Annotated in this window: 28 protein-coding genes; 10 read left to right on the forward strand and 18 right to left on the reverse strand. The window is 43.6% G+C overall.

From position 1 onward, the window contains the following. Positions 1 to 30: 30 nt before the first annotated feature. The 5 genes from B2248_RS08130 to B2248_RS08150 form a co-directional block, all read right to left on the reverse strand. Complete coding sequence (locus B2248_RS08130; protein ID WP_273180575.1) at positions 31 to 717, reverse strand: phosphatase PAP2 family protein; 687 nt, start codon at positions 715 to 717, stop codon at positions 31 to 33. A gap of 7 nt (positions 718 to 724) precedes the next feature. Beyond that, positions 725 to 2,347, reverse strand: coding sequence for a phosphoethanolamine transferase (locus B2248_RS08135; RefSeq protein WP_273180576.1), 1,623 nt, complete (start codon positions 2,345 to 2,347; stop codon positions 725 to 727). A 115-nt stretch (positions 2,348 to 2,462) separates the two neighbouring features. After that, positions 2,463 to 3,305, reverse strand: coding sequence for a pirin family protein (locus B2248_RS08140; protein WP_273180578.1), 843 nt, complete (start codon positions 3,303 to 3,305; stop codon positions 2,463 to 2,465). A gap of 19 nt (positions 3,306 to 3,324) precedes the next feature. Next, a complete protein-coding gene (locus B2248_RS08145; RefSeq protein ID WP_273180580.1) occupies positions 3,325 to 3,903 on the reverse strand; it encodes an FMN-dependent NADH-azoreductase in 579 nt (192 codons plus the stop codon). Positions 3,904 to 3,928: 25 nt separating this feature from the next. Then, positions 3,929 to 4,312 carry a DoxX family protein gene (locus B2248_RS08150; protein WP_273180581.1) on the reverse strand — a complete coding sequence of 128 codons (384 nt, stop codon included), beginning with the start codon at positions 4,310 to 4,312 and terminating at the stop codon, positions 3,929 to 3,931. A 109-nt stretch (positions 4,313 to 4,421) separates the two neighbouring features. Between B2248_RS08150 and B2248_RS08155 the strand changes: the two genes are divergently transcribed. After that, positions 4,422 to 5,336, forward strand: coding sequence for a LysR family transcriptional regulator (locus B2248_RS08155; RefSeq protein ID WP_273180583.1), 915 nt, complete (start codon positions 4,422 to 4,424; stop codon positions 5,334 to 5,336). On the opposite strand, the gene B2248_RS08160 is transcribed toward B2248_RS08155, so the two are convergent. After that, positions 5,337 to 6,269 (reverse strand): patatin-like phospholipase family protein, encoded by a 933-nt coding sequence (locus tag B2248_RS08160; protein ID WP_273180585.1) that lies wholly within the window; start codon positions 6,267 to 6,269, stop codon positions 5,337 to 5,339. 56 nt (positions 6,270 to 6,325) lie between these two features. Between B2248_RS08160 and B2248_RS08165 the strand changes: the two genes are divergently transcribed. Both B2248_RS08165 and B2248_RS08170 read left to right on the forward strand, forming a co-directional pair. Next, a complete protein-coding gene (locus B2248_RS08165) occupies positions 6,326 to 6,751 on the forward strand; it encodes a gamma-glutamylcyclotransferase family protein (protein ID WP_273180587.1) in 426 nt (141 codons plus the stop codon). Positions 6,752 to 6,812: 61 nt separating this feature from the next. Beyond that, on the forward strand, positions 6,813 to 7,028 hold the full coding sequence (locus B2248_RS08170; protein WP_237701191.1) for a hypothetical protein: 216 nt from the start codon (positions 6,813 to 6,815) through the stop codon (positions 7,026 to 7,028). 6 nt (positions 7,029 to 7,034) lie between these two features. On the opposite strand, the gene B2248_RS08175 is transcribed toward B2248_RS08170, so the two are convergent. Together B2248_RS08175 and B2248_RS08180 are read right to left on the reverse strand one after the other, a co-directional pair. Then, the gene (locus tag B2248_RS08175; protein ID WP_273180589.1) at positions 7,035 to 7,457 is read right to left on the reverse strand and encodes a PilZ domain-containing protein; all 423 of its coding nucleotides are present in this window, start codon (positions 7,455 to 7,457) and stop codon (positions 7,035 to 7,037) included. A 34-nt stretch (positions 7,458 to 7,491) separates the two neighbouring features. After that, positions 7,492 to 8,868 (reverse strand): ribonuclease J, encoded by a 1,377-nt coding sequence (locus tag B2248_RS08180; RefSeq protein ID WP_273180590.1) that lies wholly within the window; start codon positions 8,866 to 8,868, stop codon positions 7,492 to 7,494. Between the two features lie 253 nt (positions 8,869 to 9,121). On the opposite strand from B2248_RS08180, the gene B2248_RS08185 reads away from it, so the two are divergent. The 3 genes from B2248_RS08185 to B2248_RS08195 are packed head-to-tail and all read left to right on the forward strand — an operon-like array spanning position 9,122 to position 12,373. Beyond that, the gene (locus B2248_RS08185) at positions 9,122 to 9,403 is read left to right on the forward strand and encodes an OadG family protein (protein ID WP_040576204.1); all 282 of its coding nucleotides are present in this window, start codon (positions 9,122 to 9,124) and stop codon (positions 9,401 to 9,403) included. 48 nt (positions 9,404 to 9,451) lie between these two features. Beyond that, positions 9,452 to 11,227 carry a sodium-extruding oxaloacetate decarboxylase subunit alpha gene (gene oadA, locus B2248_RS08190; protein ID WP_273180592.1) on the forward strand — a complete coding sequence of 592 codons (1,776 nt, stop codon included), beginning with the start codon at positions 9,452 to 9,454 and terminating at the stop codon, positions 11,225 to 11,227. A gap of 12 nt (positions 11,228 to 11,239) precedes the next feature. Next, positions 11,240 to 12,373 carry a sodium ion-translocating decarboxylase subunit beta gene (locus tag B2248_RS08195; RefSeq protein ID WP_007144935.1) on the forward strand — a complete coding sequence of 378 codons (1,134 nt, stop codon included), beginning with the start codon at positions 11,240 to 11,242 and terminating at the stop codon, positions 12,371 to 12,373. Positions 12,374 to 12,410: 37 nt separating this feature from the next. Here the strand turns inward: B2248_RS08195 and B2248_RS08200 are convergent, their stop codons facing one another. Beyond that, positions 12,411 to 12,719 (reverse strand): hypothetical protein, encoded by a 309-nt coding sequence (locus B2248_RS08200; protein WP_273180593.1) that lies wholly within the window; start codon positions 12,717 to 12,719, stop codon positions 12,411 to 12,413. 161 nt (positions 12,720 to 12,880) lie between these two features. Here B2248_RS08200 and B2248_RS08205 point away from each other — a divergent pair, with 161 nt between their 5' ends. The 4 genes from B2248_RS08205 to B2248_RS08220 all read left to right on the forward strand — a co-directional run bounded on the left by B2248_RS08205 (position 12,881) and on the right by B2248_RS08220 (position 14,923). Beyond that, positions 12,881 to 13,099: an RNA-binding S4 domain-containing protein gene (locus B2248_RS08205; RefSeq protein WP_007144933.1), complete on the forward strand. Its 219-nt coding sequence runs from the start codon at positions 12,881 to 12,883 to the stop codon at positions 13,097 to 13,099. A 102-nt stretch (positions 13,100 to 13,201) separates the two neighbouring features. Beyond that, positions 13,202 to 13,948, forward strand: a complete 747-nt coding sequence (locus B2248_RS08210; RefSeq protein ID WP_273180595.1) for a class I SAM-dependent methyltransferase — start codon at positions 13,202 to 13,204, stop codon at positions 13,946 to 13,948. Next, positions 13,914 to 14,600 carry a type 1 glutamine amidotransferase domain-containing protein gene (locus B2248_RS08215; protein WP_273180596.1) on the forward strand — a complete coding sequence of 229 codons (687 nt, stop codon included), beginning with the start codon at positions 13,914 to 13,916 and terminating at the stop codon, positions 14,598 to 14,600. The genes B2248_RS08210 and B2248_RS08215 overlap by 35 nt, the downstream gene beginning before the upstream one ends. A gap of 41 nt (positions 14,601 to 14,641) precedes the next feature. Then, positions 14,642 to 14,923 (forward strand): peptidylprolyl isomerase, encoded by a 282-nt coding sequence (locus B2248_RS08220; protein ID WP_007144930.1) that lies wholly within the window; start codon positions 14,642 to 14,644, stop codon positions 14,921 to 14,923. A gap of 56 nt (positions 14,924 to 14,979) precedes the next feature. Here the strand turns inward: B2248_RS08220 and B2248_RS08225 are convergent, their stop codons facing one another. The 9 genes from B2248_RS08225 to B2248_RS08265 form a co-directional block, all read right to left on the reverse strand. After that, entirely contained in the window at positions 14,980 to 15,270 is a 291-nt protein-coding gene (locus tag B2248_RS08225; protein ID WP_007144929.1) for a hypothetical protein, read from the reverse strand. 188 nt (positions 15,271 to 15,458) lie between these two features. Continuing rightward, the gene (dinG, locus tag B2248_RS08230; protein ID WP_273180599.1) at positions 15,459 to 17,546 is read right to left on the reverse strand and encodes an ATP-dependent DNA helicase DinG; all 2,088 of its coding nucleotides are present in this window, start codon (positions 17,544 to 17,546) and stop codon (positions 15,459 to 15,461) included. Next, on the reverse strand, positions 17,543 to 18,541 hold the full coding sequence (locus B2248_RS08235; RefSeq protein ID WP_273180601.1) for a 2-hydroxyacid dehydrogenase: 999 nt from the start codon (positions 18,539 to 18,541) through the stop codon (positions 17,543 to 17,545). The genes dinG and B2248_RS08235 overlap by 4 nt, the downstream gene beginning before the upstream one ends. A gap of 30 nt (positions 18,542 to 18,571) precedes the next feature. Continuing rightward, the gene (gene recJ / locus B2248_RS08240) at positions 18,572 to 20,326 is read right to left on the reverse strand and encodes a single-stranded-DNA-specific exonuclease RecJ (protein ID WP_273180602.1); all 1,755 of its coding nucleotides are present in this window, start codon (positions 20,324 to 20,326) and stop codon (positions 18,572 to 18,574) included. Further along, entirely contained in the window at positions 20,323 to 21,255 is a 933-nt protein-coding gene (locus tag B2248_RS08245) for a hypothetical protein (RefSeq protein WP_273180604.1), read from the reverse strand. Before B2248_RS08245 ends, recJ begins: the two co-directional genes overlap by 4 nt. Continuing rightward, positions 21,248 to 21,952, reverse strand: coding sequence for a DnaA regulatory inactivator Hda (gene hda, locus B2248_RS08250; protein WP_273180606.1), 705 nt, complete (start codon positions 21,950 to 21,952; stop codon positions 21,248 to 21,250). Before hda ends, B2248_RS08245 begins: the two co-directional genes overlap by 8 nt. 15 nt (positions 21,953 to 21,967) lie before the next feature. Beyond that, positions 21,968 to 23,038: an AI-2E family transporter gene (locus B2248_RS08255; RefSeq protein ID WP_273180608.1), complete on the reverse strand. Its 1,071-nt coding sequence runs from the start codon at positions 23,036 to 23,038 to the stop codon at positions 21,968 to 21,970. After that, the gene (locus tag B2248_RS08260; protein ID WP_007144922.1) at positions 23,014 to 23,568 is read right to left on the reverse strand and encodes a CDP-alcohol phosphatidyltransferase family protein; all 555 of its coding nucleotides are present in this window, start codon (positions 23,566 to 23,568) and stop codon (positions 23,014 to 23,016) included. Before B2248_RS08260 ends, B2248_RS08255 begins: the two co-directional genes overlap by 25 nt. Then, complete coding sequence (locus tag B2248_RS08265; RefSeq protein ID WP_273180610.1) at positions 23,565 to 24,626, reverse strand: DUF2066 domain-containing protein; 1,062 nt, start codon at positions 24,624 to 24,626, stop codon at positions 23,565 to 23,567. Before B2248_RS08265 ends, B2248_RS08260 begins: the two co-directional genes overlap by 4 nt. Positions 24,627 to 24,675 lie beyond the last annotated feature (49 nt).

Genomic DNA, 24,675 nt, shown 5'->3' on the forward strand with positions numbered 1-24,675 from the left:
TAGCGAAATAACTGAAATGACGTGGATCATCTATTCGTGAATAACTTCCTGTTTCAATTTTTGAATTGGCCAGAAACGCCATAATAACCAGGATACTGTCCAGCATATAAATGCTGAGGTGAGATCATGACTGATGAAGTGCGCCCCCCGTAACTGCTGAGCCACCCCGAAAATCACGCCTGATACGATGATGCCATACAACACGTTTCTGGCATGCTGAGGGAAAAGTTGCTTGCTGACAAAATACACCCCAAAAAACATATAGGCTGAACTCGCATGACCAGCTGGAAAACAATGATCTGCGCCTTCCAATGGCGACCATAAACTATGCAACCAGAACTGATAAGGCCTGTCTCCACCAAATTCGATCACAGACCAGGGACAATCGACCTCGGTTAGTCTTTTTATCGCACTCACTGTCAGTGTCGATAGTGGAATACTCATACTTAGATAAGCTAAAACATGACGATATGTTGATAAATATCGCGTCAAAACACTGATGACATAGCTAAGTAATACAAGGATAAACAGGATGACTGCCAGGTCATGACCGCCATCATGTAACCAGGTTTGTGTCAGCCAATAATGCTTCAATTGCCATTGGCCGCCTTCAAGTTGATACCAGATGTTGGCGACTAATTTATCCAGCTCTGTGACAGCAATAAAACTGATCAGAATAAAATACAGGCCCCATAGTCGTACCAGATGATTTTGCATAGTTGATTTAGCTATGCTGACAGCTGGCAAAGATATCTAAAGCAGGATCATATTTCCCTGGCAGTAAGACATTGTTCATACCCAACAATGAATGGAAAATATTGTCATGGCTGACCGCTTTACCGGTTTCATTTTTCATACACAGCGGATTAATGTGATAGTCACGTTCATAGTTATCTGACAGCCACACCACCATAGGTACATGGGTTTGCTGGCTAGGTGCTGCAAAATAAGGTGTGCCGTGCAGATACAGATTATGTTCACCTAAGGACTCACCATGATCAGACACATAAATCATGGCGGTATCAATCGATTGAGAAGATAAATTATCCAGATACTGAATCAGCTGAGCGAGCACATGGTCGGTGTATAAAATCGTATTGTCATACGCATTTCTCAGTTCCTCATTAGAGCATTTTTGTAACTCTGAGGTTTGGCACACCGGTTTATACTTTTCAAAGGCTGCTGGTACACGTTTGAAATAGGCCGGACCATGGCTGCCTTTCTGATGTAACACAATCAACTGATCACCGTCAGACTTCGCGACCAGCGCTTTCAGATTAGTGAGTAACACTTCGTCATAACACTCACCATCAGGACATAACTCTGCCAGATTAACCTCTGTCACTTTCTGGTGCTCAACGCGATCACATACACCTTTACAGCCGCTGTTATTATCCAGCCAGCTGACCTTCACACCGGCAGCAGAAATAGCGTCCAGAACACTTTCATAACCATGGCCTTTTTCATCATCATAATCATCACGAGAAAACTGTGAGAACATGCATGGCACTGAAGTAGCTGTCGCCGTACCGCAAGACGAAACGTTATTAAAATACAGACTATTGGTTTTCTCTAACTCTGGGGTTGTTTCACGCTCATAACCATTCAGATGAAACGATTCTGCCCTGGCAGTTTCCCCCACCACCATGACTGTTACGGTACGGTGTTTTTTCTCATGCGCGAAGCTGCCGAGCGCGGCATTTTGTGAAATAGGTATCAGTGGTTTATCGGCTTCAGCAAACTGTTGTTTGGCAATTTTGGTGACCGCATAGATATAACTGGTGGGATTGATTAAATAACGTAAATCCCGGTGATTGCGGAAGGTAGAAGCGTAGTCCTGATAGAAAAAAGCAGCAACCAAGCCCATGGCTAAAATACTCATGGTGATAGAAAACGAGCTCATCAGTAATTGCTTTGTCCAACGGACATGAGCAATCCGTAGTTTAGCAATTAAAAATGCCGGCAAAATACCCCATAACAGAAAATGAATAATGAAATCTCGACTCAATAATTCTTTTGTTTCTGCGGTATCCGTCTCCAACACATTTTGAATCATCGAACTGTCAATATGCACACCATAGCTATCAATAAAATAGCTGGCGGCGGCGGAACATAACACAATGAAAATCAAAATCGGTTTTATCAGGTATCGGGATGACACCAAATTAAATATTAAATTAAACAGCGCCGTCATAAAGATGGCGCATGAACCTAAAAACAAGAGATTATGTTGGGTGATTAATTGATTTGCCTGAACGATGCCTTCCCACAAACCATTGTTATAAGCAAGCATCAAGAGCACTGAGAACAGTAAGACTAAATACTGAGAAGGAATTGCACGACGCATGGTAAACCTCGACCAAATTAATTTTGGCCAAGATTAATCCCTGCAACTTAAAAAATACTTAAACAAAAAAGCCACTGACAAATCAGTGGCTTTTCCATAGTCAAACAAACAAAACTTAAGCGAACCGACCCTGACGATAATCATCAAAGGCTTGTTCAATCTGCTCGCGAGTGTTCATCACAAATGGACCGCCTCTGGCGACAGGTTCCTTCAAAGGCTGTCCAGATACGAGCACAAACTCCGTATCACGTTCACTGTTGACACGGACTTTTGATCCGGTCTCCAATACGGCAAGTTGTCCAGCGTTAAGTGGCCGCTGTTTATCGCCGATCTGTAGCTGACCTTTCATCAGATACAGAAACGTGTTGTCTGTTTCCTTCACTGTCTGCTCAAACGTGACACCTGCAGGTAAAAACACATGCAGGTAAAGCGGATTAACAAACGGGTTATTAATCACACCACTCACACCACTATCTGTCTGACCAGCAATGACCTTGATTTCGGTGCCATTATCCAATTTGGCTACCGGAATCTGTTCAGCATCAAACTCCTGATACTTGGGTTCACTCATCTTTTCTTTTGCCGGTAGGTTAACCCACAACTGGAACCCGGCTAAGCGTCCCTCTTTCTGCTCTGGCATTTCCGAATGGATAATCCCTTTGCCCGCCGTCATCCATTGCACACCGCCGGTTTCAATTACCCCCGCATTGCCAGCACTGTCCTCATGACGCATACGACCTTCTAACATATAGGTCACCGTCTCAAAGCCACGATGAGGATGTGGAGGAAAGCCAGCAATATAGTCCTGAGGCTTATCTGAACCAAAGGCATCAAACATCAGAAAAGGGTCAAGCATATTGAGATGTGGTGAGCCGATAATACGCGTCAGCTGAACACCTGCACCATCTGAGACCCGGTCTCCGTTGATGATTTGTCTTAATTCCCTCGTCTGAGTCATCACATTCTCCTGATAGATATTAGCTGACAATATCAGCAATTTTTTGTGTGAGTTTTTCTGTTTCTTGAATCAGACCGCCTGCATCCACCACAGTGACATCCTGAATCCCAAGAAAATTCATGACCTGCTTCAAGTAAGTAGAAGCGTAATCGACTTCACTACCCAGAGGCACGCCGCCAGAAGCCATCACCAGATACGCTTTTTTCGCCTTCAATAAACCTTCTGGGCCATTTTCAGTGTAACGAAATGTGACTCTTGCTCTCGCCACCTGATCGATCCAGGCTTTTAATACGGCTGGTACGCTAAAGTTATAGATAGGCGATGCAATGACCAGTATCTCGGCTGCTTGTAATTCTTCTACCAGTTGGTCCGAGGTAGCTAAAGCCTGTCTATTTTGCTCAGTACGTTGCTCCGGATCGGTAAAATTGGCATGGATCCAATCTTCGTTAATAAACGGAATACCCTTCGCTAGATCACGAGATTTAATAGCTAGCACAGACTGCTTTTGTAGTTGCGAGACCAGTTCAGCAGATACCTGGCGTGTCACAGAGTCCTGAATACGTTCACTACTATTGATATGTAAAATCGTGTTATTCATGTTTATTCTCCTGTTTTCGATAACATTATTTAATATTGTCGATAGCTAAATTACCCGCACCATTAGCCACCAGTAACAACAAACCACCGGCAATGGCTAAATCCTTCATAAACAAAATGCTCTGCATTTGATCAGCAAAATTATTGTGGAAGATGGCGGCTGCGATGACGGTAAACCCAGCTAATAAAAAAGCAGCGATACGCGTTTTAAAACCTAATAAAATCGCCAAACCACCTAAAATTTCTGTTGCAATCACCAAAGGCAACAGTGATGTCGGTACTCCCATCATGCTCATATAGCCTTGTGTCGCTTCGTAACCTGCTCCGAGTTTTCCAATGCCGGCTGAAATGAACATCAAGCTCAGTAAAAAACGACCTGTGACTGTTGATAATCCTGTTACTGCGTTCATGTTTTTCCTTTTTGTTGTGTTGTCTTGATGGTTCACAGTTTATCGTTTCCATATTTTTATAAAACAGTGTATTAATGAACTTATTGTTACCAAATGGAGAACAATAGTCATGAGTCAATTAGAAGAAATGCAGTGTTTTGTGCGGGTAGTTGAAGCTGGCAGCATCACAAAGGCTGCAGAGCAAATGAATACGGTCAAATCTGCTATCAGCAAACGTTTAACAGATTTAGAAAGACGGCTGGGTATCAGCTTGCTAAAAAGAACAACGCGTAAACAAACGCTCACCGATGCCGGTCGCAGTTACTACCAGCATTGCGTCCGTATTCTTGATGATATTTATGAGGTTGAACATGCTTTAGGTAATGAGCAAACATCGCTGTCTGGACGTATCAGGCTCACTGCACCCATTAGTTTTGGTTTGATGCATTTAAGTCCGGCTTTACGTGAATTTAATCTGATCCATCCGGAAATCATTTTTGATATCGACTTTAGCGACAGACACCAAGATTTGGTCGCTGAGGGTTTAGATTTAGCCATTCGTATATCGAACTTAACTGACTCCAGTCTAATCGCTCGTAAACTGGCTTCAACACGATTACAAATCTGTGGCAGCCCGGATTATTTTGCTCGAAATGGCTTACCAGAAAAAACAGAAGATCTTCTCTACGGTCATGTGAAGCTGCACTATTCCCACGTCAGTAGCAGTTGGTCATTACTAGATTATCAGGGCCAAGCCATTTCTGTGAATTTACCAACCGTGCTTTCATCAAACAATGGCGAATACCTGCGAGATGTCTGTATAACTGGAAAAGGCTTAATCTTGACGCCGGATTTTATTTCCTACCCGGCAATCAAGTCCGGCAAACTCATTACCATACTGGATGATGCCTTGGTTCAAAAAGAGGTCGGGATTTATGCCATCTATTCTCAAACACGTTTTTTATCTCACCGAGTCAGAATATTAATCGATTTCTTACGTGACTACTTTGCCAAACTGAAAAACTGGGAGTGTCCTGCCAGATAATCATTTATCGATTGGCAAATAATAACCCAGCTCTGTTTGCTGACGTTTGACACAGGCAATACCCTCTTCTATGGCTTCACCAGCACGATAAAACTCCAGAATCCCTATATGGGAGAGACGTGGGTTTAAAATAATTTCTGGTGGATCACCCGCCATCCGACTTCGGGTGATACGATCTTGCGTAATATTAATCGATGCCGCAATGGCGTCTAATAATGCAGGTGCTTCTTCTTTTTCTTCACGTCGTTTGGGAAATAAGTTATTGGTGTAATCCGCCACCATATGACTGACCTTACCAGTCCAACTGGTAGGGTGATCGAGAATTGCTTCGGGCTCGCTATCATCAATATCCGTTCTAAAATGTTTACCCACGATGCCACTGTTGAGGTTAACAGCTATCACCACATCGGCGCCCAAAGCACGGCATAAAGAGACGGGGACAGGATTGACCAAGCCACCATCTATTAGCCAACGGTTATTGTGTTTAATCGCTGGAAATAATCCAGGTAAGGACATGGATGACCAGACCGCATCCATTATATTGCCCCGTGTGTTCCATATCTCACGACCACTGTATAAATCTGTCGCCACAGTAGCAAAACGCGTTTGTACATCTTCGATGGCAACATCCTGTTCCACCACGTATTCATTAAGAAAACTGCGTAAACGGTTTTTATTAACGAAGCCTTGTAGTGAGCGATTAATCGCAAAATACTGAGCAGTTTTCAATTTATCCAACCGCAGTACCCAATCATTCAATTTGTCGATATTATTCGCTACGTAAGCTGCACCAACCAATGCACCTATTGAGGTACCTGTAACAATATCGGGAGTAACACCCAGTTTTTCTAACTGTCTGATAATGCCAATGTGTGCCCAGCCACGCGCTGCCCCACTTCCTAATGCCAGGCCTACCTTTAATTTTTCGCTCAACTTAAAACCTATAGTTTGTTATATTTATCATATAGATAAAAAAGATTAATAAAGTAATGACTGAACAAAATACCTATTTATTTGTGTACGGCACATTGATGAAAGACACCAATCATTCAATGGCGCAGTTACTTACCAAACATAGTGAGTTTATTTGTCGTGCCTCAATGCAGGGCCAACTCTACCTTATTGACTACTATCCGGGCGCCATTCTCTCTGAGAGCAAAGACGACATCGTCTATGGCGAACTCTATAAACTATCCAATGCCAGTTGGGTGCTCAGTCAACTGGATGATTATGAAGAATGTTCCTCATCTTTCCCTGAACCACATGAATACCAACGTCAGTTAATCACTATCCAACCACACGCTGCCGGTGTCAGTCTATCGCTTGCCTGGGCCTATCTTTATCAATATCCCTTAAGCAATAAGCCCCGTATTAAAAACGGCCAGTTTCTAATGGAATATGCTGACACAAAATAAATTCTAAAGCTTAGAAAAATCAATCCGATAGCTTGTTTATATAACTCATCTTCAGCGAAAAATGAACGAGATACCTAAGCTATATCACAATACGATGATAACTATCAGCCCGCCATCACAGGTTGAACCAGCTCGCCCTGCTGCTCAAGAAGCAAAACCATCCAACAATAGTGATCGTAGGCAACGCTATGATCGTAGAAAACGAAATCAAAGACCATTTATCGAACGTCGGGTTTCATCCGATCGCCGCTCACAACGCTTTGAAGCAAAAGCCTGACATGGTTTACTCGTTTAATCTCGGGAAGTCTGCCGCATATTTCTGAATCCATTCTAACGCCGCTTGATCACTGGTTAACTGACGCCCGGTGTTAGCACTAATACGTTTTCTGTAATCTTCTATATAACAAATCTGCTCAACCATTCTGAGTGCATAAGTCATAGCTTTACTCTGAAAGTTAACCCCTACCAGGTACTGATTTCCTTCAGGTTTACACCAACTGATAATACCTTTTGCCGTAAATCCCGGCTTACAGGCCAGGATATTGATCTCAACCAGCGTGCCGACAGCTATAGGCTCAGCTGAACAAAAACACAGGCCACCTTTACTCACATCCTTGAGCGAACGTTGTTGATGCTGCTCACCTAGCTTAACCTGGATAGGCACGCTACTTGGGTGGCGTATAAACCGTCTCAGTTCTTCTATCATTTTGTTAGCTTATCGCTATTTAATAACAATGTGATTAAAACAATTTTTTCAATTTATCCTGAACAAGACCCAATCGCCCTGTTTTTACTGCATCACGTCGGATGCCTTTTACAGGCGCTATATAATATAAGTCACCATTTTTGCCTTCGAGTTGCTCAGGAACCCCGACTGATTTTGCCAGTCTGGCATTCGCTCTGAGATGATGAAACTCACCGTGTACAGGAATAGCGCAAGCAGGCTTAACCCAACGATACATGGCCTTCAGTTCTTCCATAGCCGGATGACCTGAAGCATGAATTTCCAGTCGACTGTTATCTACGGTAATCACGTCCACATTCATTGCCTTTAGCCGTTCAATTAATGCCTCAATCGGGAGTTCATTTCCAGGAATGACTTTAGAACTGAAAATAACGGTATCACCGGCTTCCAGCTCAATATCACGAAAACTGTTCTGGCTCAGCCGGTTCAGTGCTGTTCGCGGTTCGCCCTGACTGCCTGTAGCGACTAATAAAACCGTATCTCGCGGCAGAAAACCTAAATGATGAGGATCAACAAAGGTATCAATGCCATTCCACAAACCGACTCGTTTTGCCGCTGCATGGGTATTTAATAATGAACGTCCCAACAGACCTAAATGACGTCCTGTTTCTTTAGCAATATCCGCCACCGTTCGTAATCGGGCAATATTACTGCCAAAACAGGTTATAACAACCCGTCCTTTAGCCTGCTCTACATGGTGTTTTAAGCCTTTGTATAAAGACGCCTCCGAAGTTGACCAGCCAGGTACATTAGCATTGGTCGAATCACAAACCATCACATCAATCCCCAGTTTTCCCAACCGGGAATAATCTTCTTCCCTATACGCCTCACCGACCACAGGGCCTGAATCCAGCTTCCAGTCAGCGGTGTGAAACACTTTGCCAACAGGGGTTGTAATCAATAAAGCAAAGGGATCGGGAATAGAGTGTGTCAGCTGAATCCACTGCACATTGAATACGCCTATTTGTCTTGATGCATGCGCTTCAACAATATGGACTTTCACTTTTTTTATTAATCCGGCCTCAGCCAGTTTTCGGCGTAAGATTTCAGCCGTATAAGCCGTTGTGTAAATCGGACAACGGAATCGTTCCCATAAATACGGCACAGCCCCGATATGATCTTCGTGGGCATGGGTGATAATAAGGCCGTCTAATTGCTCTCTGCGATCCACAATAAATTGTGGATCAGCCATTTGTACTTCTGCTCGAGCCCCTTCTATCGGTTCACCATCAATATCGGTTTTGGCTTCGAAGGTGACCCCGCAATCAACCATCAGCCATCGACCATCATGGCCATACAGATTGAGATTCATCCCTATTCCTCCGGTTCCTCCCAAAGGTAAAAACCAGAAATCAGACTCATCAGGTGTCATAGATGTCCTTTGTTATTGCTTGCTATCGTGACTATTAGTTTGGCAGGGTTTCAACAGATAGGAAAATATCATACGCACAATGAATAGATTAACGTCACTTCAACAAGGGATTTTTTCTCCATTATTCTTTTAAAATTAAGGAGTTTCGGCACAGTGATTCGTTCATAGGGCAACAATGGTATAATTGCCGGCTGCTTTTTTGTAAGTCATTGATTTAATGACCTAAGAAAACCAACGGAGAGAGATTATAATAATGACTACTTCAAACTTAATGACTGAAGGTCTGAACTTGATGCTTATCGGCATGGGGTTCGTATTTATATTTTTGACATTACTGGTGTTTGTCACATCCATCATGTCACGCATTATCACCAGCTACGAAAAAAATGTAGGTGTCTTACCTGAAGAAGGCATTTCTTCACCTACCGCTGTCATCAGCCCGGCCATGAATCAGTCTCAACATGCTAATGATGATAAAAACTTAATTACTGTGCTCTCTGCTGCAGTGCACAAATTTCGTTCCCGCCATAAATAAATCACCGCATTAAAGACTTTTTCAAATCAATCAATTAAGGCCATGAATATGACCGAAGTTAAAAAACCACTGGGCATCACGGATGTCGTTTTACGTGATGCTCATCAATCATTATTTGCCACCCGACTCAGATTAAATGACATGTTACCCATCGCTGACAAGCTTGACCAAATTGGCTTTTGGTCTGTCGAAAGTTGGGGCGGCGCCACTTTTGATGCCTGTATTCGTTATCTGGGCGAAGATCCATGGCATCGTATTCGCTCACTTAAAGCCGCTATGCCGAATACCCGTCAGCAAATGCTGTTACGGGGTCAGAATCTATTAGGCTATCGCCACTATGCTGATGACGTAGTCAGAAAATTTGTTGAAAGAGCGGCGATCAATGGCGTTGATGTGTTCCGTGTATTTGATGCGATGAATGATCCACGCAATCTGGAAACCGCAATCAAAGCCGTGCTGGAAAATGACCGTCACGCACAAGGTACCATCGCCTATACAATCAGCCCGGTTCATGATCTGAATTTGTGGTTAGACATGGCTAAACGTATTGAAGACATGGGTGCCCACTCTTTATGTATTAAAGACATGGCTGGTTTGCTTAAGCCTTATGTAGCTTATGAATTAGTTCAAAGCCTTAAGCAGACCATTGATATCCCGATTCACATGCAATCACACGCCACCACCGGTTTGTCGACAGCCACTATTATGAAATGCGTGGAAGCCGGTATTGATAATGTCGATTCAGCTATTTCATCAATGTCGATGACCTACGGTCACTCAGCAACAGAATCAGTTGTCTCTATCTTTGAAGATACGGATCGCGATACAGGTCTTAATATCGAACTCCTCGAAGAAGTAGCTGCCTACTTCCGCGATGTGAGAAAAAAATATGCCCAGTTCGAAGGTTCTCTGCGTGGTGTAGATTCACGTATTTTGGTTGCTCAGGTACCGGGCGGGATGTTGACCAATATGGAAAGTCAGCTGCGTGAACAAAATGCACTGGATAAGATGGATCAGGTATTGAAAGAGATTCCACGGGTTCGTGAAGACTTGGGCTTTATTCCTCTGGTCACTCCTACATCTCAAATTGTCGGCACCCAGGCCGTCATCAATGTTCTGACCGGTGAACGTTATAAAACCATCGCTGCGGAAACAGCAGGTATTCTCAAAGGAGAATACGGGGCAGCCCCCGCACCTTATAACAAAGAGCTTCAGGACCGGGTACTTGAAGGTGCTGAACCCATCACTTGCCGCCCTGCTGACCTACTTGAAGCAGAAATGGAAAAGCTCACGACCGAACTTCTCGCTATCGCTGATGAGGAAAAAATTGTTCTGGCCGAGGGTGAACAACACGTTGATGATGTTTTAACCTACGCGCTATTCCCACAAATCGGGCTTAAATTCCTCAAAAACCGTCATAATCCAGACGCATTTGAACCTGTTCCTGTTATTGATAACACCCCATCATCCCCCTCTCGTCCTCAAAGCCAGGAACAAGAAACCTATACCATTAAAGTCAATGGTCAGAGCTATGTTGTTCAAGTGAATGAAGGTGGTGATATCAGCCATGTTGAATCCTCTTCAAGTTCAGCAACTGCCCCAATGGGTGAAGGGGATCCTGTTGAAGCCCCCTTATCCGGCAATATCTGGAAAGTCGAGGTCAGCGTCGGTCAGCAAGTCAATGAAGGTGACACTATTTTGATTCTGGAAGCCATGAAAATGGAAACACAAATCGTGGCTTCTAAATCAGGTACCGTGTCGTCCATTTCTGTTAAACAAGGTGATTCCGTCAAAGTCGGTGATCAGCTGGCAACTATCGCTTAATTGGGGGAATTCATGGATAAACTACTTCATCTCTGGCAAGTAACAGGCATAAACCAAATGACACCTGGTCAAGGTGTCATGATTCTGATTGGCATGTTATTGCTGTATCTGGCTATCAAGAAAAACTTCGAACCTTTACTGTTGGTGCCCATTGGTTTTGGCGGTGTATTGGCCAATATTCCCGGTGCTGGTCTCGCCGAAGGTAATGGTATCCTGCACATTTTCTATGCGGTCGGTATTGAAAGCGGCGCCTTTCCTCTCATCATCTTTATGGGTGTAGGCGCCATGACAGACTTTGGTCCTCTGTTAGCCAATCCTAAAACACTGTTTCTGGGGGCTGCTGCCCAGTTCGGTATCTTTGCTACCTTAATGGGTGCCGTTGTTTTAGCTCACTTTGGCATTTTTGACTTTAGTCTGGCTGATGCCGCCGCCATAGGCATTATCGGCGGTGCAGATGGACCAACGTCTATTTATGTTGCCAGTAAACTCGCTCCGGATTTACTCGGCGCCATTGCGGTAGCCTCATACTCCTACATGGCTTTGGTGCCATTAATTCAGCCACCGATTATGCGTGCACTGACTACCGAATCAGAACGTAAAATCAAAATGGTGCAACAACGTCATGTCTCACAACGAGAAAAAATTGTCTTTCCGCTAGTGTTACTTATCCTTGTCGCGTTTTTATTACCTGATGCAGCACCATTACTCGGTATGTTCTGTTTTGGTAATTTAATGAAAGAGTGTGCTGTGGTAGATCGTTTAAGCAACACCACTCAGAATTCGCTGATTAATACAGTAACCATCTTTTTAGGCTTAGCCGTAGGTTCAAAGCTGAGTGCAGATAAATTCCTTGATTTGCAGACGCTAGGTATCTTGGTACTAGGTATGGCGGCATTTGCTATCGGCACGGCATCGGGTGTCATCATGGCTAAAGTGCTGAACAAATTGATCAAGGAACCGATTAACCCACTGATTGGCTCTGCGGGCGTATCAGCTGTGCCTATGGCCGCACGCGTATCCAATAAGCTTGGTTTAGAATCTGATCCACATAACTTCCTGTTAATGCATGCGATGGGACCGAATGTCGCCGGTGTTATCGGCTCAGCTGTCGCTGCAGGTATTCTGATTAATTACGTCGGCGCATAACATGATTAATAGACACTCTATCTAACAGATAGGGTGTCTATTTTTCTTCCATTATGCTGGCATGTGCCACTTTATTCGCTATTCCACCAATCTCACAGCGATAATCTGAAAACGATGATTTCGCTTTAACTTGTGCCAGCCACTTAGCTTTTTCGGCCTCGTTCTCATCAAAGCCAATTAAAGTGAAATGATACTCTTTAACTAATTCAATCAGTTTCTTATCAGACATTCCTGGTGTAATTTCTCTGCAAAAATTATCAATATGCTGTGTTTCCCATACATAATAAATGGGATAAACGATGACGCCGATAATCAGAATTTGTATGAAATTAACCAGTAGTTTCATCTATAAACACTCCGTGTAATTAGCACAATATAAAAGAAGATAGATTAATAGTGCGCGACCTGATTCACACTCTTGAATAGTTTTGACATGTTTTATTAAGAAATCGTTATCACACTGTCACAGATAGGCTTTATCATGAGTCTTTTTTATGAGAGTTCATCATGTCTCAAACAATCGAAGTCGAACTCACCAGTACACCGGTTGAGCTATATAAAGTACTTAAATTCGAAGGTATCGCAGCCAGCGGTGCTGAAGCCAAACTCTTTATTGAGCAAGGTCTGGTTTCTGTAAATGGCGAACTGGAAACACGGAAGCGCAGAAAAATTGTCGGTGGAGATGAAATTGGCTTTGAAGATATTACCCTGATTATCTCTGAATAAACGCCAGAATGTTGATGGATTTGCAGTTTTCTTCACCAATTAGAATGAATGGAAACTCATGTTATCAACAGCAATCTAAACACCATACTGATTAAGTAAAGAATGAAATTAGATAAGGTCGTACCGTGGGGACGTAATCTGCTGGAATATCAACGGATGTTTCTGCTCAGTGATGATGACTTTCAACAATCTATTTTAGGCTGTGGTGATGGACCGGCGAGTTTTAATGTCGAAGCCAGACAAAAAGGTGCAAATGTCACATCAGTAGACCCTATCTATCAATTCAATGCTGAACAGATCCGGCAGCGAATCGAACAGGTAGCGCCGGATGTGATCGGTCAGGTCCGTGAGCATCAACATCAGTTTATCTGGCAGGATTTCTCTGATGCTGATGATTTATATCAACAGCGCATCAGGGCAATGCAGTTATTTTTAGCCGATTATGCGCTACCAACAAGCCCGTCGTTTTATATTAATGCGCAACTACCTCAACTGCCCTTTGAGGATAAGCAATTTGATTTAGCTTTATGCTCACACTTTTTGTTTTTATACAGCGAGCATTTTGACCTTGAGTTTCACCTGCATGCCATGCTTGAGTTGTGTCGAGTCGCCAGACAAGTCAGAGTGTATCCGTTGATTGGGTTGGACAATACCCCCTCTCCTCATCTAGGCTTGATAAGCAAAGCATTAACGCAAAGGGGTTATAATCTGCAGCAGCAGCCTGTTGATTATCAATTCCAGAAAGGTGCTAGCCATATGTTAGTGGTAGATACCCATTCATGCCCCATCAATACTGACAAAAAAAGGGAGAAATATGCGAATTTTAATGATTTTGACATCTCACGATAGTTTAGGAAATACAGGTAAAAAAACCGGCTTTTGGTTAGAAGAGTTTGCCTCGCCCTATTATGTATTCAAAGACGCTGGCGTTGATATTACTTTGGCTAGTCCTAAAGGTGGTCAACCGCCATTAGATCCAAAAAGTGACGATCCAGATTCACAGACAGAATCAACAAAACGCTTTAAACAAGACAAAGAAGCACAAGCTGAACTGGCTAATACATTGGTTCTCGATACTGTCCGTGCTGATGATTATGATGCGGTGTTTTATCCCGGTGGTCATGGCCCATTATGGGATCTCAGTGTGTCAGAGAAGTCGATTGAATTAATTCAACAATTTATCTTCCAGGATAAACCCGTGGCAGCAGTCTGCCATGCCCCAGCCGTGTTACTCAATGTAAAAACACTCACCGACGAACCACTTGTTAAGAATCTGTCGGTAACCGGTTTCTCAAACTCAGAAGAAGACGCCGTAGGCCTTACCGATGTCGTCCCGTTTTTACTGGAAGAGGAATTAAAAAATGCTGGTGGTTATTATCATAAAGCGGACGACTGGGCCCCATTCTGCTGTGAGGATGGTTTATTAATCACTGGACAAAACCCACAGTCCTCAGAAGTCACTGCTCAGGCCTTACTGAGTCGTCTGCGTAAGTTTGCCTGAAACTGATATACTGTCGCTTTTTATCAAAATAGAGAGTGAACATGGCTAAAGCAACAGCAAGACATATCCTGGTAGATAGTGAAGAAATCTGTTTAGAACTTAAACGTGAAATCGAACAAGGTGCCGATTTTGCTGACATTGCTAAAGAACACTCTTCATGCCCATCTGGCCGTTCAGGCGGTGACTTAGGCGAATTTGGCCCAGGTATGATGGTGCCTGAATTTGATAAAGTGGTTTTTTCTGCTCCCGTTAACACCGTTCAGGGACCTGTAAAAACACAGTTTGGTTATCACTTATTAGAAGTGACTAGCCGCACTGAATAAGGCATAAAAAAAACCCGGCTTTAGCCGGGTTTTTTATTTCAACCTATTAATAAGGCTTATGACTGACGAGCATGCGTCTGTAAATAAGCATCACTGATTGGATTAAACTGTTGCTTGCGCAGTAATGTTTTTTGGCTATCTAATTGCTCTTTAAAGCTTAAAGTAACCGGTTTTTTCATCGCTTGTACTTGCAGGTAGCGATCAGAAAAGAAGTTAAACGCATGTGGACGCAGTTGTGTTTTTTGTAACTGTAATTGCTCAGAAAACGTTCTGTTTTCAATATCAGCAAATGCAGGTGCAACAACAAGACTCAATGCAGTTAACGCAGCAAACGTTGTTTTTTTCATGGTCAGATTCCTTCCTCAGGTTAAATTAAAAATCAGTAGCTCAGGGACTATTTAGCTTAGGAAATAGAATAGAGTAATGAAGACGGAATAGATGCAGCAGAACCTCCCAATCGCTGCTACATTAAATCCTTTTGATTAAGGAAGCGCTTCCTGCTGAACGAGGATGTTGTGACCTGTGGCGTTGCCGATTATGACTTCTCAAGCAGATAATCAGGTAAATGGGCAAGCAATTGTTTACCATAACCTTTTGTTAATAAACGTTTATCAAGAATAGTAATTCTTCCCGAGTCCGTTTCCTTTCTTAGCAACCTGCCACACGCTTGTATCAGTTTTACGCTAACCGCGGGCAAGGAAAGCGCAGTAAAAGGCTGGCCACCTTTACGAATAATCCACTCTTGTTTTGCCTGTTCAATCGGTCTGGTGAATACTGGAAAAGGTAATTTTGTAATCACCACATGGGTACATAAATGACCCGGCAGATCCACACCTTCAGCGAAGCGATCCAAACCGAAAATAATACTGCCTTTGCCTGACTCAATCTGTCGAATATGACGATGCACCATATTTTTAGGAGAGAGGTTGTCACCCTGCACCATCGTTATGGCCGTAATCGCGGCAGGACATTGTCGGTATACCGCTTCCATTACCAGCTTTGAGGTAAATAACACTAAAGTGGCTTCAGTGACGTCAATAATATCGATGAGTTTTTTAACAACTTCCTGCTGCCATTGCTGCTGTTGCTCATTGGGTAGGAAACGCATATCCGGAATATGTAGTGTGGCTTGCTTTTGATAGTTAAACGGTGAAGGCACGGCTAAAAAGTGCTGTTCATCAAAGCGATGTAAACCACAATCCAATCTGAAACGGTGAAATAATCCCAAACCACGAAGTGTCGCTGAGGTCAGAACAACACCATAGGATCTTGACCATAAACTGCGATCCAGGAAATACGCAGCCGTCATTGGGCCGGCATGAACAACCAGTGTTTGCTGCTTTGCAAATGTTTCTACGGATAGCCAACGTACATTAGGCGGTCGATCCTCCTTGTCAGGCTCTAGAAACAAAGCCATAAAGTCGATGAGGTAGCCAAAAATATTCTGAACCGTACCCACTTGCGGTAATAAGGCTTCCCCAACTTTATTCGGAAGCTGTGTTTTTTCCAGCCCTTCCTTAACCCATTTGGCCATTACAGAATAGTGTTTATAAATCGAATTAGCGCGCTGTAATAACCCCTGGCACGGGATTAATAGAGCATTGACTAACGGGCTATTCCAGAAAATACGTGGCTCACTGATATGCTTTTCTAATAAGTCCTGCACAACACCATCACTGTGCAAAATGGTTTCAATCTGTTGCAAGTGACTCATTACCGCCGGTAGGTCACGTCTTAGTTCCGACAGCATATAGCCAAAATCATGTTGTCTGTATGACAATGTGGACGGTATCTTTTTCAGTACACTGTCCGCTGTTTCTGTGGTTTGGTAAAGCTGAATAAAATTTAATGCTTTAGCCGCATGATCCAGCGCTTTTCGTGGCAGGTTATGCGCTTCATCAAACACAAAAAGAATTTCTTCCGGGTTCGGTAATACCAAACCACCACCTAAGTCTGCATCACTCAGTATCAGATCATGATTGGCGACCACCACCTGTGCTGCCGTCATTTCCCGCCGTAGCTTATAGTATGGGCAACGTAAGTAGAAGGAACAGCTTTTCCCGGCACAGCCTTCGGAATCTGTGGAGATCTGATGCCAGAGTTCGGCGTCTATTTTGTCACGGCGACTATCGCGATCGCCATCCCAGCGTTCTTCGTCCCAGTCACTCAGTAACTGCTTAGCTTGCGCCATATGCAGCACCTGTTGATACTTTTCATCCACATCAATATTGAGCGACTGCTGTTCCGGTGTGGTAGCTACCTGATTGAGCTTACTGGGGCAGACATAACGACGACGCCCTTTTACCTGAACAAAACGGATAGGTTCTTCGAGTGTCGCTGAAAACTGAGGTAAATCCTTTTGAATAAGCTGTTGTTGTAAGTTGACCGTGGCAGTACTGATCACCAGTGTTTTCTTTTGTAGCAGGGCTGTTTGAATAGTGCCGGTCAGATAAGCCAGCGTTTTACCCACCCCAGTCGGTGCTTCGACGACAGCCACCCGTTTTTGCGGTGGTTTTGACATGGCTTGAGCAATGAACTCACTCATTTGCACCTGTTGTGGACGCGCCTTAAAATCAGGCATCGCCGCTTCGATGCGCTCAAATAATGTTGTTACTGCCGTCACATGCCCACTCTATTACTTAAACGTTCACCATTAAGATAAGCCAGCACATTTTTTACTGTGGTTTCAGCAATATGTTGAACAGCTTCCTGGGTGAAATAGGCCTGATGCCCGGTCACTAATACATTTGGAAAGGTTAACAGACGTTGAAATAAATCATCCTGAATAATATCAAGTGAATGATCTTCAAAAAACAAACTGCCTTCCTGTTCATAGACATCAATGCCGAGATAGCCGATTTGTTTGGATTTCAGTCCGTCTAATAGCGCTCGGGTATCCATTAACGCTCCGCGACTGGTGTTAATTAACATCACTCCCGGTTTCATGCTGGCAATGCTGTCATGATTAACCAGGTAACGCGTATCACTGTTTAACGGGCAATGCAGACTGATAATATCGGATTGTTGAATAAGTGTTTTTAAATCAACTGTTTGAAATCCTTGTTTTACGCAGTGTTGCGAGTTAACAGGCTCATAAACGATCACCTCACACCCAAACGCCCGCATTCTTTCCGCCACTAACAAACCAATTTTCCCGCCACCGACTATCCCTACCTTTTTTTGGTAGAAATCAAAGCCGAGTAAGCCATCCAGAGAGAAATTGCCATCACGGACACGATTATAGGCACGAGGAATTTTACGACTTAATGCCAACATCAAAGCGATGGTGTGCTCAGCTACAGCATAAGGCGAATAGGCCGGAACGTTAACCACGCTGATGCCCAACTCATGCGCGGCGCTCAGATCGACCTGATTATAACCCGCACAGCGTAAGGCAATCAGTCGTGTGCCACCTTCTGCTAGTGTGCCTAATGTTTCCCGACTCAAATCATCATTAACAAAGGCACTGACAATTTCAAAGCCCTCTGCCATCACCGCGGTGGATGGATTCAGTGTGACCTCATGACAAATGAATTGAATCGCAGGCACTGACGCTTGCAATAAAAAGCGTTCATCGTATGACTTAGCACTAAACACAGCAATTTGATGAGTGGGCATGACTTATCTACCTGATATAACTAATGATGGTCAGTTATGCGTATCTGTATTGGCTGGCATTAATTCATCCACCAGGAACTGTAAGGTTTTCTGACCGCGAAACTCATTTACAGATAATTTATAACGCACTAATACTAGACTGTTTTCATCTAACCAGCTCGGTTTATCCTGACCGAAAGCCATCGCATTCACCTGCCTGTTACCATTCATCTCAAGCTGTAAACGCAGGTGATTCTGTTCCTGTCCAACTAAACGAAAATGATTTACTTTAAACACCCCATGAAACCTGGGCTCCTCAAAATCCTGGCCCCATGGCGCAGCCTCAGACAGTATTTCTGCAAATGACAACTGGCAATCGCTTGCTGCTAACTCACCATCTGAAGGTAGTTGTTGTAAGTAGGTTTCGGTTGACACCATCTCATTCAAGGCCGATTCAAATGCCCGATTAAATTCGCTTAAATCGGCTTTTTTTATCGTTAAACCAGCCGCCATAGCATGACCACCAAAACGTTCTAACAATTTAGGATGTTTAGCTGCTACTCGGGCCAATACATCACGAATATGTATGCCTGGAATAGAACGTGCCGATCCTTTGACTTCATCTTCATTACCAGGAGCAAAAGCAATAACCGGACGGTATGTTTTTTCTTTAATACGTGAGGCCAACAGCCCAATCACACCCTGATGCCAATCTTCATTAAATAAGCAATAGCCGGTTCTTAAGGTATTGTCCTCAATATCAATCTGTTCCAGCATCTTCAATGCATCCACTTGCATCGTTTGCTCTACCGCGCGTCGTTCCAAATTAATGCTATCCAGCTGTGTCGCTATACTAAGGGCCTGATCAGCATTATCTGTCAGCAGTAAGTTAATGCCGAGTCCCATATCCTCCATACGCCCAGCTGCATTCAATCTTGGGGCAATACTAAAGCCTAAGTCAGAAGAAACTAGTTTTTCTTTTTCTCTGCCCGCAATTCGAATCAGTGCTTGTATGCCGATACAGCCTTTACCGCGACGAATACGCTGCAATCCGTGATTGACCAATGTACGATTTAATTTATCCAGGGGCACCACATCCGCTACCGTCCCTAAAGCGACGAGATCGAGCCAATCCCCCACTTTCGGTTCAGGCAAAGCGGCGCTTTCGAACCAGCCGATTGTTCTTAAATGCTGCCTTAAGCCTAATAAAACATAGAAACAGACACCGACACCAGCCAAATTTTTATAGGGAAAGGGATCGTCGGCTTGATTGGGATTCACGATAGCATCCGCTTCCGGCAACTCCTCACCAGCCAAGTGATGATCCGTCACCAACACTTTCATTCCTCGTTGATGTGCCGCTTTTACCCCTGATATTGAGGCAATGCCATTATCCACCGTCACCAGTAAATCTGGCTGTTCATGCGCTGGAATATCCTCTAATAATGAGGGAGTCAGTCCATAGCCATGAATAAAGCGATTGGGAACAATATAATGAACCTGTTTCAAGCCCATCGACTGCAAACCACGTATAGCCAAAGCACAACTGGTAGCACCGTCACTATCAAAATCAGCAACAATCGTGACTTTCCATTGTTCTTTCAAAGCAGTGGCTAATAATTCAACAGCGGCCTGCATGCCAAGGAGCTGATCTGGCCTTGGTAGGTCAGCCAGTTCAAAATACAACTGTTCTACCGCGGTAATACCACGTGCGGCCATAATTTTTCGCAAACTGTCTGGCCATGATTCAGGGAGCTTCTCCCAACCGTGGTGAGAGCGTTCAACAATATCAGGTAATACACTCATAACCAGATTTTCCAGGCCGATGTCGGTGTTAAATGGTAAGTCCCCCACTCAGGAATAACGATATGCACGGAATCCAACTGAAAACGTTTTAATGCTTTATAAATTGGCGTTAACCAGTTTTTATCAAGCGCTTCCATTTGCGTTGACCAGTCTTTATCCGGATCAAAATGGGCTAAATGCAAGGCGTGTTTTGCTTGAATATCAGTAAAATGGTCAATATTCTCCAGCCATTCAGAGCCACTGTAGTGACTCAATTGCTTCAATGTTTCATCTTGACCAGAAACATGTGACCAGGTCTGCCATTCATCAGGCATTTTTTCCTTCCCCCAGAACCAGACACTATTAATCGGCACCTTACCCTGTGCTTCTCTTGCCTGATTCACCGGACAGTCGAATAACACCATCTGAATCTCATTCCATAAACGAATCCATAAGCGGGCATCAGCGCCTTTGGGTAAAAATTCAGTCACTGCACGACGATCGACCTTATCCACACAAGTCAATTCAATATCAGGTTCGATTGGCATGCTCAGCAGCCATTGATTCGCCGTATTAATGCTTAATGAAGCGCCCAAATCATCAAACAGATATTGAATCGAAGCGATAAGTTGTTCAGCTTCGTCCATACTGATATCCAGGCCATGATGAAATAGCAGCAGTTGGTCCCGGTCAGCTTGTAAATAACAGGGATCTACACACAGACTGAACTCCGTTCCACCTCTTAACCTCGCCATGGGGAAGTCGTCCCAATATCTTGTTTCTTCAGAAAATAATGATAATAGTTGCTGAAAAAAACGATCTTCAGACTCAATAAACGTCCCTCTTTTCATCAGTATTTTTAATGATTGAGGTAAAAAGCTCTGGTTTATTGGATTGGCAACGACGACCGAAAAAGCAGGCAGAATCAGCGTCAGTTGTTGGCTAGCCATTCGCCAAAACTTGCCGGATAAACGGTATGGTTAACTTTCGTTTAGCCTGTAAAGAAGCTTTATCTAGCTGTTGTAAAACAGTCATCAGAGCAGGCATATCGCGTCCATAATGACGCAGTAAATATTGTGCCACCTCGGTTGTTATCGTTAATCCACGTGACTGTGCCTGTAATACCAGGGCTTGCTGTTTCTGTTCATCTGTCATCATCACTAATTGATAAACCAGACCTGTCGCCAGCCTTGACCGTAAATCCGGTAATCGAATTGAACTATTCGCTGGGGTCTGTTGTGCTGCCACCAACAGGCGCCCCTTTGCATCATGCAAGCGATTAAAACAGTGAAAAACAGCTTCTTCCCACTCGGGTAAGCCAGCAATCGCATCGATATCATCCAGGCAGAGTAAATCGGCTTGTTCAATTGCTTGAAGTGCTGCAGGCGCTGCCGTTTTCACAAGTTCTGATAACGACAAATAAATGACCCTGTAACCCATTTGCTGAACCGTTTCGGCACAAGCTATCAGCAAATGTGTTTTACCTGTGCCACTATCCCCCGCAAGATATAGGAAATCCAATTCAGCTAACTGACAAAACGCTTGTAGGGCTTGTTTGGTTTCTTGTTTGGCAAACAAGAAATTATCGAGCCTGTATATCTCCTGAGGAGATAGTCTAAGCGTTAGTTGTGTTTCAGCTAATGACATGTGTGCGTGACTAATTTAAGAATACAAATGACTATCGAGATAACGCTGATGCGCATGGCGTAACAACACCATGACAACCGAAGCGGCAGGCAAGGCAAGTAACACACCGGTAAAGCCAAATAATTGCCCACCGGCTAATACAGCAAAAATAACGGCCACTGGATGCAAACCAATACGCTCACCAACAAAACGAGGCGTCAGCACCATCCCTTCTATAGCCTGGGCGACAGCAAAAACAATGGCCACTTGCAGCACCGGTAGCCAGTCACCAAATTGAAAGAATGCGGCCAATCCAGCCAGTAAAATGCCTACGATTAAGCCAAGATATGGAACAAAGCTGACAAGCCCGGCAATTACGCCCAGTAATAAGGCTAATTCCAGGCCAATCAAACTGAGCCCTAAGGTATATATCACCGCAAGTGCGAACATCACCATCAACTGACCACGCATAAAGCCAGCTAACATATCATCACATTCCAATGACATTTCAATGAATTTTTTCGCATAACGTCTTGGCAGTAACTCTCTGAAACGGGCAACTAAACTATCCCAGTCTCTCAATAAATAAAAAGTAAGTACCGGAATTAAAAGCAAATTCCCCAACCACTGTACTAACACCATGCCAGAGCGTGTCATATAGCTGAAAACACCTCCGGCAACCTGCCCAAACTCCGACCAGTATTTACTCAACGCCTGTTTTACTGTCTGCAGGTTAAACACATCGGTTGGTAACCCCACTGAGTTCAACCACGGCTCTATCAGTTTCTGTGTCTGTGTTAAATAATCAGGCAAATTACTAAACAATTTAGCTACCTGAGCACTGAGTAAAGGCAGCATGACTAATAACATCAAAGCAACCACAATAAAAATAACGGCAAACACCACACTTACTGACATGGTTCTGGATAAATTCCAGCTTTCCAGTCTATCTACCAAAGGATCCCCCAGGTAGGCAAAAAGCGTCGCAATAAAAAATGGCATCAATACTGGTGACAGCTCAAATAATAACCAACCTGCTATAACAACGATGGCCACAAGCAAAAACTTATTGGTATCCGTCATTATGGTTGTTTTCTCTGCTTCCACGCTTTATTTCCCCAAATAATCACATATTCAAAACCACTGTATAAAACACTGGCCACAACGGCCCATATACCCATGGTCACCACAGAATGCAGAGCAGGCAGCCATTGTTGTTCAATGATCACCAGCAACACTAATAGAATTTGTAATGCTGTATTAAGTTTACTGCTCCACAACGGTAGCAGTTCAAATTCGCCAATGGTGTAATGATAGACCAATCCACCACACACAATGATGACATCCCGGGCAAGCACTAACCAAAGCAACCACATCGGAAGCAGACCAATCCAGGCCAGAGTAGCAAAACTTGCCACCAACAAGAGCTTGTCAGCTATCGGGTCAAGAATTGAGCCGAGACGTGATTGCCAGTGAAAATGTTTGGCGAGAAAACCATCAATCCCATCTGAAATGCCTGCGATGGCGGATACGATTAGTGCTAATACATATCGTTCGTGCACCAGTGCCCATACCACTGGAATCACCAGCAAAATACGTAACAATGAAATCAGATTGGGAATATCACGTAAACTCAATGTGTTAACCGATAATATTTTTTATCCGTTATCGTGCCCTCAGGTTCGGTTAATTCTGATAAAAGGCCACCAACAGACAAAAGACGTTGCAGAACTTGCATGTCACCACTATAGCTAATATCTAAATCGAGAATATTCATACCCAAATTATTCACCCGGATATTGTCAATACTGTCGATTTGGTTGAGATAGGCCATGACTCTAGAAAAATCAGCGTAGTCATTAACCTCATCAATCTGCACAGAGAGTGTTTTATTCGTGTCAGATACATGGTTATGCTGAGCATACTCGCTAGCCAGACTATCGACTAACACTCCTAAGCCTTTATTTATCGAAGCGCTGATAAAGCCTTCTGAGGTCCAGCGTTGACGGGTTTCACCCGTGCCTGACTGCCAGATAATCTGAGTAGTGTCATTATGGATTGTCATTTTGATAATAAGAATGATATCCGCCCCATAACGCTGCGAAGCGGCCTTGATGGCATCATCGTTACCTGACCATACATCGTCAAAACTCAAAGCAGACTGATCTTGCAGGTCCATCAACGGCATAAGAATGGGCAAGCCTCGTTCATCAGCCGCTTGTTGTAACGGTTTAAAAACGTCTTGGGGAATATTTTCTAAACCTTGCAAACTTTGCTGGCCATCTATATCAGTAGCTAACCAGACCAGCACGTCCGGTCTGACTTTACCCCATCGAGGTAAACCAAGCTGACGTATAACCGCATTGACAGCATTTTTATCAAAACTCAAACGCAATGAAAGTTGATCAGGCTGTGTTAAATCGGCAGCTTCTATATTGTTACGAATATACTCATAACGTTCGACCAGTTGCGTGGCATTGGCAAGTACCGGAGCAATATCGGCTTTAGTAAGCTGATTTTCATTACCGACTAACTTAATAAGAACTTGCTTGAGCAAGTCAGGTGCCAGAGCATCGCGCTCTTTCTGCTGTTGTGTCGTGACAGGAGCTGTCGCCTGATAAAGATTATTGACCTCAGCAGCATAGCTACTAAAACTCAGAAACAGCAAAATAAGGGCATAAAATAATCGGTGCATTGTGGTATTCTAACACGCTGTTTTAAGCATGTGATGCACAACATTTTCA

It is taken from the genome of Methylophaga sp. UBA2012 (genome assembly GCF_002335235.1).
Taxonomy (GTDB): Bacteria; Pseudomonadota; Gammaproteobacteria; order Nitrosococcales; family Methylophagaceae; genus Methylophaga; species Methylophaga thalassica.